Here is a 15,152-nt window from a genome sequence, read left to right on the forward strand (position 1 = left end):
ACTGCCGAAATATGGCAGTTTTTTTTATTGTAAATGTCTGATTCATATAGGAAAAAATACCCACTAATTAAATTTTCAATTTATAATAGAACAAGGAGTGGCTTTGGAAGAATTTTTTATGGGGAGAAAACGAACATGTATAAAATATTAATTGTAGAAGACGATGAAAAAATAGCGGGAATATTAGAGGAGCATTTAGAAAGGTATGGCTATCAATCATTTAGAGCAAGTGATTTACGTCATATAAAAGATGAGTTCGTGAAAATAAATCCTCATCTCGTATTACTGGATATTAATTTACCATATTTTGATGGTTTTTATTGGTGTCGTCAAATTCGTACTGTATCGAATGCGCCGATTATTTTTGTTTCTGCAAGAACAGGGGAAATGGATCAAGTAATGGCGATCGAGAATGGCGGAGATGATTACATTACGAAGCCATTCCATTTAGATATTGTAATGGCTAAGGTGAAAAGTGCACTTCGCCGTGGCTATGGTGAGTATGCCTCTGTTGCTGAGAGTGATTGTTTAGGTGTAAATGGACTGTTGTTATTTCCGTCCCAGCACATTGTTGAGTGGCAGGGGCAACAAACGGAGCTGACAAAAAATGAATTTTACTTATTAGAATGCTTAATGAAACAAGCAAATCAATATGTAACGCGTGAAGAACTGTTAGAAGCCCTGTGGGACGAGGTAGCTTTTGTTGATGATAATACATTAACCGTAAATGTAAAACGCGTAAGGAAGAAACTAGAGGAGCTAGGCATTCAAAATGCGATTGTAACGAAACGCGGATATGGTTATGCGCTTCTTACAGAGTGGGGCGAAGGGCATGAAGGTTAAAAATTACCTCATGGACCGTTTTTCTTTACTTCTTTCTTATATTATTAGCCTTTGTTTATTTGGGCTCGTTTTGCAGTTGCAAAGTCTTTTAGAAAAAAGATCCATTGATTGGAGTACGTGGTTATATGGGCTTTTATTAGGGACAGTTGTATTTACTGTATACCTCATTTACGACTATCGAAAACGAAGTGTATTTTTAAAAAGAATCGAAAAATATGTTGCTAGCGGAAATACATTACACGACTCTTTACTTATTGATACTTCTTATACGTCAGAGCAAGAGATGGTTGTTGAATCGTTTACGCTATTAAGACAGCAATATATGAATGAAGTTCATAAACAACATGCGAAAGAACAACAGCAAATGATATTTATGAACCAATGGATTCATCAAATGAAAACACCAGTATCGGTTATAGAATTGCTATTGCAAAAGTTTGGTAAAGAGCATCGTGAAGCAAGAGCAACAGTTGAAAGTATTCGTGAAGAAAATAATCGTATACTAAATGGTTTAGATTTAGCGTTACATATGGCAAGGTTAGAGCAATTTGCGAAAGATTATAAAGTAGAAGTAGTAAATGTGATAGATATCATCAGGGGTATTATTAATGAAAATCGAAAATCTTTCATTCAATCGTCGGTATTTCCGAAAGTAATGTTTGATGAAGATACTTGTATGGTTGCCTCTGATAGAAAATGGCTCAGTATTGCTATAGGGCAAATTGTTGTAAATGCAATTAAGTATACGAAAATTTCAGAAGCAGAGAAAAAGGAAATTCAATTTCAAATTGAAGAGAAAGATCAAAAGGTGTTACTACATATTAAGGACAATGGAATTGGTATTCCAGAGCAAGATGTAAAACGTATATTTGATCCATTCTTTACGGGAATAAATGGCCGTAAAACGAGAGAAGCGACTGGAATGGGTTTATATATTACGAAGGAAATTTGCGATAATTTACATCATGGAATGTATGTGCAATCGGCTGAAGGGGAAGAGACAACATTCACGTTCCAATTTGCAAAAGATGAAGAATATCATACATTAATGAGAAAAATGACAAAACTGTAAGATAACAAAACGTTTTGTAAGGGAAATCACTCGTTTCTTTTTCTTATTTTTCTTATAGTAAGTGTAAGAAGAAAACACATAGGGGGACTAGAAATGAGTGTTCTTGAAGTAAAAGGATTAACAAAAGTGTACCAATCAAAAGGTTCAGTAGCGACGACTGCTTTAAACGATATAAATTTTAAAATAGAAGAAGGCGAATTTGTAGGAATTATGGGGCCTTCAGGGAGCGGGAAAACAACGCTTTTAAACTTATTAGCAACAATTGATAAGCAAACTTCAGGTCATGTGCTTGTAAATGGTGAAGAAATTAATCAAATGCGTGCTGCAAAATTAGCGGAGTTTCGCCGTACACATTTAGGATTCATTTTCCAGGATTTTAACTTACTTGATACGTTATCGATTAAAGAAAATATCATTTTACCACTTGTAATGGCGAAGAAATCTGTAAATGAAATCGATGCGAAAGTGCTTGAGATTGCAAAATTTTTAAATATCGAAGAAATTTTAAATAAAAAAGTATATGAAGTGTCAGGCGGACAACAACAACGTGCAGCAGCAGCGAGAGCGATCATTCATGAACCTACGCTAATTTTAGCGGATGAGCCAACTGGAAACTTAGATTCGAAGTCAGCAAAATCATTAATGAGTGCATTGCAAGATTTACATGAACAAAAGAAAGTGACAATTGCAATGGTAACGCATGATCCAGTAGCAGCGAGTTATTGCGAACGTATTCTTTTCATTCGCGACGGAGAAATTTTCTCAGAAATACATAAAGGAAGAACGAAACAAGCCTTTTTCCAAGAAATTCTGGACGTACTTGCGATGCTAGGAGGAGAATATCATGAACTTTCGCCAGCTCGCGCTTAATAACGTAAAAGGAAATTGGCGTAATTATAAAGCTTTCCTTATTAGTAGCTGTTTATCGATTGTCGTATTTTTCATGTATGCTTCCTTTATTTATCATCCAGATGTCGTAAGTGGTAATATTAGTATGAGAGAGATGATTTCAAAAGGGCTAGAATCGATGAATTATATTGTAGTCATCTTCTCAGCACTCTTTATTTTATATGCAAATTCAACATTTTTACGAGCAAGAAAAAAAGAGTTTGGTCTATTAACATTAATAGGTGGAACAAAATCTCAACTTGGCCGAATGATTATATTAGAACAGCTTATGTTAGGTAGTATTGCAATTGTAGTAGGTATTGGGCTTGGCATGCTTTGTTCAAAGTTATTTTTCCAAGCATTAAGCGTAATATTGAAAATAGATAAAACACTTCCACTCGTATGGAATAGTAAAGCAATTCTTATTACAGCAGGTGTATACTTTATTCTATTTTTAATCCTATCATTGTTTAGTGTTTGGACAGTAGGACGCTTGCAAATTATTGATTTATTAAGAGAAGCAAGAAAACAAAAAGTAGAACCTTTTGCATTTACATCGTTATGTGTAGTTGGTATAGGATGTATTATTGTTGCATATGTACTTAGCTTCCAAGTGACATTTATGAATTTTATCATTCTGTTTTTACCGATTGTAGGGCTGACGATAGGCGGAACTTATTTACTGTTTACACAAGGTAGTACAGTCGTATTAAAGGCGTTACAAAAACGAAAAAAATCTTTTTATACATATCCAAATATGTTCGTACTTAGCAATCTTATTTATAAAATGAAAGATAATGCTCGTTTTCTATTTGTAATTTCTATTATTACGGCGGTTGTATCTTCAGCAGTTGGTACACTGTACGTGTTTTTTGAGGATATGAGTTATAAGGCAGCAACTAGTACCCCGCATGCTATTTCGTACGAGGAAAAGGGAATAAATACGCATAATGTCATAAAAGAAGGAAAAGCAAAAGAATTAATAAAAAAACACGGATTTGAAGATGTGCGAGAAGTAACGTACGTAAAACTTCCTGGAAGTCAAAAAATCACGATGTTTAACGGTGAACATGAAGTGCCGATGGCGATTATTTCAGAAAAAGAATATAACGCTGAAGTACGTAAACAAAAGAGAGAGCAAGTTAGAGAAGTTCATAATGCACCAGGTAGTGCAACGATGGTCATAATGGATATAGCGAACGACATGATGAAGATAGATCGTTCAAAACCGTATGAATTTAAAATGAACGGCCAAACGCAGTCTGTTCAATTAAATGAGCCAACTCCATTTTCTGTTTTTAATGATAGTGAATATCTCATTGTGAATGATCAAGATTTTGAGAAATACGCAAAGCTTGTACCAAATGAAGAAAAGACGAAATATTACGGTTATTATATAGAAGACTGGAAAAGTACGGAAGACCTTGTGTTAGATTTGAAAAATGAAATTGCACCAGATAAGCAAATGGAACTAAACAACTCAGTGCTCGCTTATAAAAATATAAGGGAATCAGGAGCAATTACGATGTTTATCGGTTTCTTCGTAGCTGTGCTGTTCTTTTTCTTCGCTTGTAGTATGACATACTTTAAATGGTTTAACGATAAAGAACAAGATCGTATTCAATTTAAATCGTTAAAGAGAATCGGTATGACAGATAAAGAAATTCGCAAAATTGCAATTCGACAAATGGGCGTTATCTTCTTTATCCCAATTTTAATCGGTGCAATTCATAGTGGATTTGCTCTTCATACGTTAGGGAAAATGCTTTATATCGATTTGTGGAAATCAGGAGCGATTGTAATTGGGACGTACGTTGTAGCTTCTGCGATTTACTTTATGATTGCACAAAGAGGATATTTGAAACACGTGCAAAGCTAGAGAAACCTCTAGCTTTTTGCCTATGTAGTAAGTTATAGGGGGACGATAGATGAACATTCGGCAACTAGCGCTACAAAATATAAAAGGAAATTGGCGTAATTATAAAGTGTTTTTCTTAAGTAGTTGCTTTGCAATATTCGCGTCTTTTGCATACATGTCTGTCATTGTACATCCGTATATGCAAGAGACGATGTGGTATCAAAACGTACGCTGGGGACTTATCATATGTAATGTTATAATTATTTCTTTTTTTGTCATATTTATTTTGTACTCTACTTCTATTTTCATAGAGGCACGTAAGAAAGAATTAGGATTATACATGTTAATGGGAGCAACGAAATCTAACGTAATAGGAGTAATTATGACCGAGCAAATATTGATCGGGGTATTTGCTAATATTTTCGGTATTGGGCTTGGTATGATCTTTTTAAAGCTCTTCTTCATGGTGTTTAGTATGTTACTGGGGCTTCCGAAAGAACTCCCTGTCATATTTGACGTGAGAGCAATCGGGGGAACGTTTATTGTATATATGGTCGTATTTGTTGTCTTATCTTTTATAAGTGCTTTGCGTATATGGAATATAAAAATCATTCGGTTATTAAAAGAATTTCGCAAGGATAGAAAAGAGAAGAAAACATCAATGCGGCTTTGTATATTCGGATTTATTTGCTTAGGTATAGGATATGCGTTAGCGTTACAAGCGACTATACCAACGATAGCATTCTATTTTTTTCCTGTGTCTATACTTGTCTTTTTCGGAACGTATTTTTCTTTTACACACGGCACTGCTCAAATATTAGAAATAATAAAACGAAATAAAAAGATTATGTATACATATCCGTATTTATTTATAGTGAATCAATTGTCACATCGAATGAAGGAAAATGGTCGTTTTTTCTTTCTAATGTCAATGGCAACGACGTTTGTAGTTACGGCAACAGGTACGGTGTTCTTATATTTTTCTGGTATGCAAGATATGTGGCGGAGCGGGGGCGTACACTCATTTTCTTACATAGAAAAGGGTACTTCTTCTCATGAAGTCTTTGCGGAAGGCACGGTTGAACAATTATTGCACCAATATGGATATAATGACTTTCAATCTATGAGTTTTATTGGAGTGTATGCATCTTTTCAGTCCAATAAGGGAGAAATAGAAGTAGCGCCGCTCATTAAAGAAAGTGAATACAATCAAGAGGCAAGAAAACAAAAACAGAAAACGTATCATCCTAAAAAAGGAACAGTTACACTCGTTTATTATAATAAATACAATAATTCGAATGTATATAATCAAAAAGAGATTCAATTGCAAGTAATGAATCAACCATATCAATTCGTATTTAACGGCCAGAAAGAAGGGGTTCAATTTAACTATCATCCTTCGCACATTAATGGTCTGTTCTTCGTTATGAATGATGAAGATTTTGATAGTATAGCAAATCAGGTTCCTGATTCTGAAAAAATGATATATAGAGGCTACACATTACCAAATATCGAAAAGACGAAGAGATTAAATGAAGATTTACGGAAACATATGAAACAAGATAATAATGCATTTCGAAGCAATATGGAGTTATATGTAAATATGAAAGAAGGCGGCGATATTACTCTATTTGTAGGCTCATTTATTAGTATATTGTTCTTTCTTACTTCATGTAGTATCGTGTATTTTAAATGGTTCCATAATATTGCATCGGACCGAAAGCAGTATGGTGCACTCTCTAAACTTGGAATGACGAAGGAAGAAGTATGGAAAATTTCTCGTTGGCAATTATGTATGCTATTTTTTGCGCCAATTATAGTAGGGAGTATGCATAGTGCAGTTGCGTTATATACGTTTCATAATACGCTTTTTATGGATGGATCATTAAGAAAAGTAGGTTTGTTCATTCTGTTTTATATCGCTGCATGTATCATTTATTTCTTCTTCGCTCAAAGAGAATATAAGAAACATTTAGACTAGCGAAAGTTAGTCTTTTTTTAATATTCGAAATTTACATAGAAGAATATAAAAAATTATGGTATAACAGTAAGAAAACGAAAAAGAGGGGAAAAGACGATGATTCGAGTAGGATATTTAGGACCAGAAGCAACATTTACAAATATGGCGGTGAGTCGTTTTTTTCCGGAAGCAGAGCATGTGCCGTATCGAACGATTCCGGATTGTATGGATGCAGCTGCAAATGGAAATGTAGATTATGCAGTGGTACCACTAGAAAATGCCATAGAAGGCTCAGTGAATATAACAGTTGATTACCTCGTACATGAGCAGCCGCTTTCCATTGTAGGAGAAATTACAGTACCCATTCAGCAGCACCTACTTGTACATCCGCAGTATGCAGAAGTTTGGGAAGAAGTATATGCAGTGCATTCTCATCCACACGCTATTGCGCAATGTCATAAATTTTTAAATGAAGAGTTAAAAGGGGTAACTGTCCGAGATATGACATCAACAAGTGCAGCTGCGCAATATGTGAAAGAACATCCTGAAGAAAAAATTGCTGCCATTGCAAATGAAGCGGCCGCAGAAAAATACGGTTTAACAATTGTAAGGCGTGATATTCATACGCACAAAAACAATCATACACGCTTCCTAGTGCTCCATAAGAAAAAGAAAGCCATACTTCCAAATAACGGAGAAAACCGCGGAGAGAAAACGACGCTTATGATAACGTTACCTGCTGATTATGCAGGGGCACTATATCAAGTGCTATCAGCTTTCGCATGGAGAAAATTAAATCTATCAAAAATCGAATCGCGTCCGATGAAAACAGGACTAGGAAATTACTTTTTCTTAATTGATGTCGATAAAGCATACGATGATGTATTATTGCCAGGCGTAACGATGGAACTTGAAGCGCTCGGTTTTTCTGTTACTGTGCTCGGGAGTTATTCTTCTTATTGGTTGTAAGAGAGGTGGATGAACTGTCGACATTTCCCTTCTAATTGCTGATATAATTTCATCGGATAATACATTTTGTGATAGATAAATAGAATCCCACCTATAAATGGTGGGATTCTATTTATTTTAACTTCGCAAGACGATCCTCTAACTGCCCACGCCAAATATCGGCTAGTTCTGGAACAGCAAGAATCTTTTCGATGCCATCTTTATCTTTTCTATTATGAAAATAAATTTCGTTAGAGAACAAAACAGAAACATTGCGCGGTTGACGTTCTAGTAATGTAATTTTAGAATCTTTACGTACAGTACCTTCTTGAAGAACGCGACATAGATAACCAGTAAATCCATTTGCTACAATGCGCGGCAGTATGCCAGGAATACCAAGGCGTTTTGAAATTGTGCTACAAGGTACTCTCGCTTGTGTCACTTGAATGATTGCTTCACCTAGTTGATATGTATCTCCGATGCAAACATCACGCTCTAACATATTTGTTACGGTAATGTTTTCGCCAAATGTGGAAGCTGGAAGCGTAGTTTGAAATTCTTCTTCCCATAGTGCGTAATGTTCGTGTGGGTACACACAAACTGCGCGGTCAGGTCCCCCGTGGTGTTTTAAATCCGCTACATCATCACCACGAAATCCATCTTTTGAGAGAAAAGCTTCTTCTGCAAGTTCTTTACATATACCAGTAATCATTTCTTTATCTTCGCTATACTTCATTTGTTTTGGTTTGCCAATGCTAAAGTGAACGAGTTCAATTCCCATGTTTGATCCCCTTTACAATTGATTACAATATTATATCACTAAAAAAGCACAGAGAATGATAAAAACTCTGTGCTTTACATGAATTAATAAACGAGAAATCCTGCTTTATCTAGTGCCTCGCAAGCAGCGTCTAATTTCTCTTTCGAATCTGCCTCAATTGTATGTAAGTGAATACCATCTGTTAGTTGCGAAAGATAGGAAGCATTCGTGTTTTCAATTTTTTGTAAATATTGCTCTACATCAAAGCGATTACTTACCATGATGGACGCTGTTAAGTCACCGTATACAGGATGCTCAACTTTTACATCTTTAATCGTAACGCCGTGGTCAACAAGCATTGTAAGTTCTTGACGTACTTCCGCTGGTTTATGTTGGCATACAATTACGCGTTCGAAAGCTTGTTGTTTCTCTTGTGGTTTTAAATATAAATACCCTTGAGCAGTCGCAATAATTGGTTCGTTTCGTGCTTTAAGCAAGGAAATATCTTGCACGATAACTTGTCTACTTACATTTGTCTTTTTCGATAGTTCATTCCCAGATAACGGTTCGTTTGCAGCGAGAAGCCACTGAAGGATAAGTTGTCGTCTTTCTTCACCTAAAATCTTTTTTTGTTCATTTTGTTTCATTATGATTTAACACCTCTATAAAATTGATTTCCAATTGTGTGTAGTGCATGAATAGTAGTATCAATTTGATCTTTCGTTGTTTGTTGTCCGAAAGAGAAGCGAACATATTGTTTTGCCTCTTCATACGTTTTTCCAATTGCAAGCATTGTTTTCGAAGGTTCTTGTTTACCGACTTGGCAAGCACTTCCAGTGGAGATGGCAATACCATGGCGATTACATTCTAGCATTGTATATTGACCTTCTATTCCTTTTATTGTAACCCCAACAATATGTGGTAAACAAGAAGTAGAATGACCTTCTACTTGAATTTCTAGAGGAAGCGCTTGTAAATGTCTTAAAAAGTAGGATCGTAACTCTTTAAAACGTAAGCTCTCTTCTTGTTGATTTTTTAATATATTCTCAGCAGCTGTTAAAAAAGATGCGATGCCAGGAACGTTTACTGTACCTGGGCGAAATCCTTTTTCATGAGAAGTTCCTGGAAATATTTGTGCCCAGCGAACTTGGGGATTTATATAGCAAGCGCCAACACCCTTTGGTCCGTATATTTTATGTGCTGAAACAGAGAGACTATCAATTCCCATCTCAAAAACATTGATAGGAAGTTTACCAAATGTTTGTACACAATCTGAATGAAATAAAACGTTATATTTTTTTAAAAGTGCCCCGATCTCTGTGATGTTTTGAACGGTTCCGATTTCAGAGTTTCCATGCTGTATGCTTGCTAGAACAGTATTTTCTGTAATAGCTGTTTCTAAATCTTCTAAATGAATTAGCCCGTCTTCATCAACAGGTATTTCAGTAATGGTATACCCTTCTGATTGTAAGGATTGAAAATAACTTCGAATGGATGCGTGTTCCATAGGTGTCGTAATAATGTGTTTCTTATTTCGAGCATTGAGAAGGGATTGAATCGCAAGGTAGTTGGATTCTGAGCCACCGCTTGTGAAGAATGCCCCTTGTTCCTTTCCACCAATCATTTCAGCAAATGTTTTTCGGCAAACTTGTAATAAAGAAGAGGCTGTTCCTCCAATATCATGTAAACTTTGTTCATTTCCGAAGTATTGCGATGCTGCTTTCATATATGTGTGTAATGCTTCTTCACTCATAGGTGTAGTAGCTGCATAGTCAAGATATATCATCATGTAAGTTCCTCTCCCTAGTAAGAGTTACATTTCTTGTATTTTTTAAATGGTAGTGAAAATAAGAATTATAAAAAAACTCTTGTCATTATTTTAAAACTATGTAAATATAGGTGTCAAGACAGTTGAAAAGTGTAAAGTAGGAGGCAACAATTATGCCAAGTGCAGATGTCTTAATTATTGGAAGTGGCGTTGCGGCACTTCGTGTTGCGAAAGAGATTTGTCACGAAAAGAATGTGATTATTATCACAAAGGAAACAAATCGTAATAATAATACATATTTAGCGCAAGGTGGAATTGCCGCAGCAGTTGCAACATATGACAATCCAAATGATCATTTTGAAGATACGTTAGTAGCAGGATGTCATTATAACAATGAAGATGTGGTCCGTTATTTAGTCGAGGAAGGACCGAAAGAAATGAATAATCTCATTGAAAATGGAATGAAATTTGATGGAGATGAAACGGGTCCTCATCTTGGAAAAGAAGGCGCACATCGAAAGCGTCGTATTTTACATGCAGGTGGCGATGCAACAGGAAAGAATTTATTAGAGCATTTCATTCAAGAAGTAGCTCCGCACGTTACGGTAGTGGAACAGGAAATGGTGCTCGATTTTATTATAGAAAATGATAAATGTGTTGGAGTTTTAACAAGAACTAGTGAAGGGAAGTTGAAGCGTTACGTTGCAGATTATACGGTGTTAGCAACAGGTGGGATTGGCGGTTTATACGCCTTTACTTCTAACGATAAGACAATTACGGGTGATGGACTTGCGATGGTGTACCGCGCAGGCGGGGAGCTCGTAGATTTAGAGTTTGTACAGTTTCATCCAACAATGTTATACGCGAACGGGCGATGCTGCGGCCTCGTCTCTGAAGCTGTCCGTGGTGAAGGAGCTGTCCTTATGAATGGAAAAGGGCAGCGTTTTATGATGAATATACACCCTGATCACGATCTCGCACCACGTGATGTAGTAGCAAGAGCGATTCATGAGCAGCTTTTGGCGGGTGAACAAGTGTATGTGAATATCGAGTCTATTCAAAATTTCGAAGGACGTTTTCCGACTGTATCATCATTGTGTGAAAAGAATGGTGTCGATATAAATGAAAAACGCATTCCAGTCGTACCCGGTGCTCATTTTCATATGGGCGGCGTGAAAACGAACTGTGATGGGGAGACGTCCATTCCAAATTTATATGCGGTCGGTGAAGTAGCTTGTAATGGTGTTCATGGAGCAAATAGATTAGCAAGTAATTCATTATTAGAAAGTCTTGTGTTTGGAAAAAGAATAGGACAACATATTTTAACGAAAGCGACAAAAGAAAGCTGGAACAACGTGGCTGGGAAGGAAAAGAAGTTTATCGTTCTGAATCATTTGCCGGCGAAAGAAGAAATACAAGAATGCATGATGAAATATGTTGGGATTGTGCGAACAGAGAAAAGTTTATCTTATGCAAAGAGATGGCTTAGTAAGTACGGTGTTCGAAATATGATATTACAACATGATGCTCTTACAAATGAAGAGATAACGCTTATTAATATGTTAACAGCCTGTGAGCTTATAGTCGTGTCAGCTTTGCAAAGAGAAGAAAGTATTGGTGGCCATTATCGAAGTGACTATCCAGATAGAAATAGCGTAAAAAAAGAGATCGTTCGAGTGAAAAGAAAACTACAACTTGTGTGATGAAGGGAAGATGGGCTCTATGAACACGATAAAAGTGAAAGAAGCATTAAATCGATTTTTTCTAGAAGATATAGGAGAAAGAGATGTAACATCTCAGCTTATTTTTCCAGACAATTTACTTTCAAAAGGAACGTTTCTTGCGAAGGATACAGGTGTCTTTGCGGGGCGTTTAGTAATTGAAGAAGGATTTAAATTAATTGATGAAAGAATTGAAGTGGAGCTTCATAAAAAAGATGGAGATCTTGTAGAAAAGGGCGAAATAATAGCAACTGCGCAAGGACCAATTGCTTCGTTATTGACGGCAGAGCGCGTTATATTAAACGTTATCCAGCGTATGAGCGGGATAGCTACGATGACACATAAAGCTGTTCTTGCTTTAGATAGCGGCCATACACGTATTTGCGATACGCGAAAAACGATGCCAGGGCTACGCATGTTTGATAAGTACGCAGTCGTGTGCGGAGGCGGATTTAATCACCGTTTCGGTTTATATGACGGTGTCATGATTAAAGACAATCATATTGCTTTTGCTGGTTCTATTACGAAAGCTGTTACATCGGTGAAAGAAAAATTAGGACATATGGTGAAAGTAGAAGTGGAAACAGAAACGGAGGAGCAAGTGAGAGAGGCTGTAGCTGCTGGTGCAGATATTATTATGTTTGATAACCGTACGCCAGATGAGATCCGGGAGTTTTCAAAGATTGTACCAAGTGCCATCGTTACGGAAGCATCAGGAGGCATTACAATTGAAGATTTATCGAAATATGGAAAAACAGGGGTCGATTATATTTCACTTGGAGCGTTAACACATTCAGTGAAAGCACTTGATATTAGTTTCAATATTGAGGCGTAAGGAAAGTGGCTTAGAGGGGGAGAAAGGAATATGAGTGTTTTAGAAAAAGTGCAACCGATTGAAACGATGTTACCAGAGCGTTATTACACGATGACAACAGAAGAAATGGAAAAGCGTGTTCGTGAAATTAAAGCAAAAATGGGGAAAACACTATTTATTCCAGGACATCATTACCAAAAAGATGAAGTGGTACAATTTTCTGATGCAGCAGGAGATTCACTTCAGCTTGCACAAGTTGCAGCGAGCAATAAAGAAGCGAAATATATTGTATTTTGCGGTGTACACTTTATGGCAGAAACAGCAGATATGTTAACGACAGATGATCAAATCGTTATTTTGCCAGATATGCGCGCAGGTTGCTCGATGGCAGATATGGCAGATATTGAACAAACAGAAAGGGCATGGAAAGAGCTCGCAAAATTATTTGGAGATACGATGATTCCGTTAACATATGTTAACTCTACAGCTGCAATTAAAGCGTTTTGTGGTCGTAATGGCGGAGCAACAGTAACTTCTTCTAATGCAAAACAAATGGTGTCTTGGGCGTTTACACAAAAAGAGCGTCTTGTCTTTTTACCGGATCAACATTTAGGAAGAAATACAGCTTACGATTTAGGTATCCCATTAGATAAAATGGCAGTATGGGACCCACATACAGATTCATTAGAGTACGATGGAGATATAGAAGAAATTCAAGTGATTTTATGGAAAGGGCATTGTTCGGTTCATCAAAACTTTACAGTGAAAAACATTGAGAACGTACGGAAAAATCATCCGGATATGAATATTATTGTACATCCAGAATGTTGCTATGAGGTCGTTGATGCTTCGGATTACGCAGGATCAACGAAATATATTATTGATATGATTGAAGCAGCGCCACCTGGAAGTAAATGGGCAATTGGTACAGAGATGAATTTAGTGAACCGAATTATTCAGCAACATCCAGATAAAGAGATTGTTTCACTTAATCCATTTATGTGTCCGTGTTTAACGATGAATCGAATTGATCTGCCGCACTTATTATGGGTGCTTGAAACGGTAGAAAGAGGAGAAGAAATTAACGTTATTAGCGTAGATAAACAAGTGACTGAAGAAGCGGTTCTTGCATTAAATCGTATGTTAGAGCGTGTGTAAAGCAACGGTATTTCTGTTGCTTTTTTTCATGCATATAATCATAACGAGAACGAAATGGGCATACATTGTTTTGAAGAAATCATTGTGATTTTCTTATGCTTATTCCACTTCTAATCATATTGAAAATCGAAGAAGTGATACAAGTGAAAAGAAGTTAGCGTTATTTAGAAAGGGTTACTTCATGAGATTTGTTACTTATAGATAAGTTATACAGGAGGGGGAAAATTTGAAAATTCATATCGTGCAAAAAGGGGATACCCTTTGGAAAATTGCGAAAAAGTACGGAGTAGATTTTGATACGTTGAAAAATACAAATACACAACTTAGTAATCCAGATTTAATCATGCCAGGTATGAAAATTAAAGTACCATCAAACAGCGTTCACGTGAAACAACATGCTGGAGCAGGTTCATCACCTCCAAAACAATACGTAAAAGAAGTACAACAAAAAGAATTTGCAGCAACGCCAACTCCGCTTGGAATAGAGGATGAGGAAGAAGTTACGTATCAATCAGCGCCGATTACACAGCAACCTGCTATGCAACAAACACAAAAAGAAGTGCAAGTAAAACCACAGAAGGAAATGCAAGTGAAACCACAAAAAGAGGTACAGGTAAAACCACAGAAGGAAATGCAAGTGAAACCGCAAAAAGAAGTGCAGGTAAAGCCACAAAAAGAGGTGCAAAAAGAAAAGCCAATTCAAATAGAAAAACCAGTTGAAAAACCGTCTGTTATTCAAAAACCAACTGTTATAGAAAAACAAAAACCAGCAGAAAAAGAAAACACAAAGTTTTCGGTAAATGTATTACCACAGCCGCCGCAACCACCAATAAAAGCAAAAAAAGAATATAAAATTTCAGATGTAATTAAAAAAGGAAGTGAGTTAATTGCTCCTCAAATTACTAAAATGAAACCTAATAACATCATTTCTCCGCAAACGAAAAAAGATAATATCGTGTCACCGCAAGTAAAGAAAGAAAACATAGGAAATATCGTGTCACCACAAGTAAAGAAAGAAAATGTAGGGAATATCGTGTCACCGCAAGTGAAGAAAGAAAATGTAGGGAATATCGTGTCACCGCAAGTAAAGAAAGAAAATGTAGGGAATATCGTGTCACCACAAGTAAAGAAAGAAAATGTAGGAAATATCGTGTCACCAAATGTATTGAAAGAAAATGCAGTTATTCCACAAGTAATACCGCCAAATATTCAAATACCAAACATCATGCCAATAATGGATAACAATCAAATGCCAAACATGATGCCAATAATGGATAACAATCAAATGCCAAATATGATGCCAATAATGGATAACAATCAACCGCCAAATATGATGCCAATCATGGATAACAATCAACCGCC

The 15,152-nt window shown here is 36.4% G+C and carries 12 protein-coding genes and 1 pseudogene; 10 read left to right on the plus strand and 3 right to left on the minus strand.

The window, feature by feature from the left end; genetic code table 11:
• Positions 1-135: 135 nt before the first annotated feature.
• From DM800_RS07365 to pheA, 6 genes are all read left to right on the plus strand, one after another.
• Positions 136-843, plus strand: coding sequence for a response regulator transcription factor (locus tag DM800_RS07365; RefSeq protein ID WP_000276710.1), 708 nt, complete (start codon positions 136-138; stop codon positions 841-843).
• The gene (locus tag DM800_RS07370; protein ID WP_147786650.1) at positions 833-1,915 is read left to right on the plus strand and encodes a HAMP domain-containing histidine kinase; all 1,083 of its coding nucleotides are present in this window, start codon (positions 833-835) and stop codon (positions 1,913-1,915) included. The genes DM800_RS07365 and DM800_RS07370 overlap by 11 nt, the downstream gene beginning before the upstream one ends.
• Positions 1,916-2,008: 93 nt before the next feature.
• Positions 2,009-2,785, plus strand: coding sequence for an ABC transporter ATP-binding protein (locus tag DM800_RS07375; protein ID WP_000114530.1), 777 nt, complete (start codon positions 2,009-2,011; stop codon positions 2,783-2,785).
• On the plus strand, positions 2,760-4,682 hold the full coding sequence (locus DM800_RS07380) for an ABC transporter permease (RefSeq protein ID WP_147786651.1): 1,923 nt from the start codon (positions 2,760-2,762) through the stop codon (positions 4,680-4,682). The genes DM800_RS07375 and DM800_RS07380 overlap by 26 nt, the downstream gene beginning before the upstream one ends.
• A 49-nt stretch (positions 4,683-4,731) precedes the next feature.
• Positions 4,732-6,642: an ABC transporter permease gene (locus DM800_RS07385; RefSeq protein ID WP_147786652.1), complete on the plus strand. Its 1,911-nt coding sequence runs from the start codon at positions 4,732-4,734 to the stop codon at positions 6,640-6,642.
• Positions 6,643-6,738: 96 nt separating this feature from the next.
• Complete coding sequence (gene pheA / locus DM800_RS07390; protein WP_000621731.1) at positions 6,739-7,590, plus strand: prephenate dehydratase; 852 nt, start codon at positions 6,739-6,741, stop codon at positions 7,588-7,590.
• A 112-nt stretch (positions 7,591-7,702) separates the two neighbouring features.
• Here the strand turns inward: pheA and DM800_RS07395 are convergent, their stop codons facing one another.
• The 3 genes from DM800_RS07395 to DM800_RS07405 all read right to left on the minus strand — a co-directional run bounded on the left by DM800_RS07395 (position 7,703) and on the right by DM800_RS07405 (position 10,118).
• Positions 7,703-8,350: an MOSC domain-containing protein gene (locus tag DM800_RS07395; protein ID WP_147786653.1), complete on the minus strand. Its 648-nt coding sequence runs from the start codon at positions 8,348-8,350 to the stop codon at positions 7,703-7,705.
• Positions 8,351-8,433: 83 nt separating this feature from the next.
• Positions 8,434-8,976 carry a transcription repressor NadR gene (locus DM800_RS07400; protein WP_000812272.1) on the minus strand — a complete coding sequence of 181 codons (543 nt, stop codon included), beginning with the start codon at positions 8,974-8,976 and terminating at the stop codon, positions 8,434-8,436.
• Complete coding sequence (locus DM800_RS07405; protein ID WP_000973754.1) at positions 8,976-10,118, minus strand: IscS subfamily cysteine desulfurase; 1,143 nt, start codon at positions 10,116-10,118, stop codon at positions 8,976-8,978. Before DM800_RS07405 ends, DM800_RS07400 begins: the two co-directional genes overlap by 1 nt.
• Positions 10,119-10,270: 152 nt before the next feature.
• On the opposite strand from DM800_RS07405, the gene nadB reads away from it, so the two are divergent.
• The 4 genes and pseudogenes from nadB to exsA form a co-directional block, all read left to right on the plus strand.
• The gene (gene nadB, locus DM800_RS07410) at positions 10,271-11,800 is read left to right on the plus strand and encodes an L-aspartate oxidase (RefSeq protein WP_147786654.1); all 1,530 of its coding nucleotides are present in this window, start codon (positions 10,271-10,273) and stop codon (positions 11,798-11,800) included.
• Between the two features lie 19 nt (positions 11,801-11,819).
• Entirely contained in the window at positions 11,820-12,653 is an 834-nt protein-coding gene (gene nadC / locus DM800_RS07415) for a carboxylating nicotinate-nucleotide diphosphorylase (protein ID WP_001092213.1), read from the plus strand.
• Between the two features lie 30 nt (positions 12,654-12,683).
• The gene (gene nadA / locus DM800_RS07420; RefSeq protein WP_147786655.1) at positions 12,684-13,790 is read left to right on the plus strand and encodes a quinolinate synthase NadA; all 1,107 of its coding nucleotides are present in this window, start codon (positions 12,684-12,686) and stop codon (positions 13,788-13,790) included.
• Between the two features lie 226 nt (positions 13,791-14,016).
• Positions 14,017-15,152, plus strand: a pseudogene (exsA, locus tag DM800_RS07425) (spore coat assembly protein ExsA); the annotation flags it as partial.

The organism is Bacillus sp. AY18-3 (genome assembly GCF_008042305.1).
In the GTDB taxonomy this organism is placed as follows: domain Bacteria; phylum Bacillota; class Bacilli; order Bacillales; family Bacillaceae_G; genus Bacillus_A; species Bacillus_A wiedmannii.

Coding starts and splice junctions, on each gene's coding strand:
- DM800_RS07375 (WP_000114530.1), top strand. CDS start 2,009: ATGAGTGTTCTTGAAGTAAAAGGATTAACAAAAGTGTACCAATCAAAA.
- DM800_RS07395 (WP_147786653.1), bottom strand. CDS start 8,350: ATGGGAATTGAACTCGTTCACTTTAGCATTGGCAAACCAAAACAAATG.
- DM800_RS07405 (WP_000973754.1), bottom strand. CDS start 10,118: ATGATGATATATCTTGACTATGCAGCTACTACACCTATGAGTGAAGAA.
- DM800_RS07400 (WP_000812272.1), bottom strand. CDS start 8,976: ATGAAACAAAATGAACAAAAAAAGATTTTAGGTGAAGAAAGACGACAA.
- DM800_RS07365 (WP_000276710.1), top strand. CDS start 136: ATGTATAAAATATTAATTGTAGAAGACGATGAAAAAATAGCGGGAATA.
- DM800_RS07380 (WP_147786651.1), top strand. CDS start 2,760: ATGAACTTTCGCCAGCTCGCGCTTAATAACGTAAAAGGAAATTGGCGT.
- nadB (WP_147786654.1), top strand. CDS start 10,271: ATGCCAAGTGCAGATGTCTTAATTATTGGAAGTGGCGTTGCGGCACTT.
- nadA (WP_147786655.1), top strand. CDS start 12,684: ATGAGTGTTTTAGAAAAAGTGCAACCGATTGAAACGATGTTACCAGAG.
- pheA (WP_000621731.1), top strand. CDS start 6,739: ATGATTCGAGTAGGATATTTAGGACCAGAAGCAACATTTACAAATATG.
- nadC (WP_001092213.1), top strand. CDS start 11,820: ATGAACACGATAAAAGTGAAAGAAGCATTAAATCGATTTTTTCTAGAA.
- DM800_RS07370 (WP_147786650.1), top strand. CDS start 833: ATGAAGGTTAAAAATTACCTCATGGACCGTTTTTCTTTACTTCTTTCT.
- DM800_RS07385 (WP_147786652.1), top strand. CDS start 4,732: ATGAACATTCGGCAACTAGCGCTACAAAATATAAAAGGAAATTGGCGT.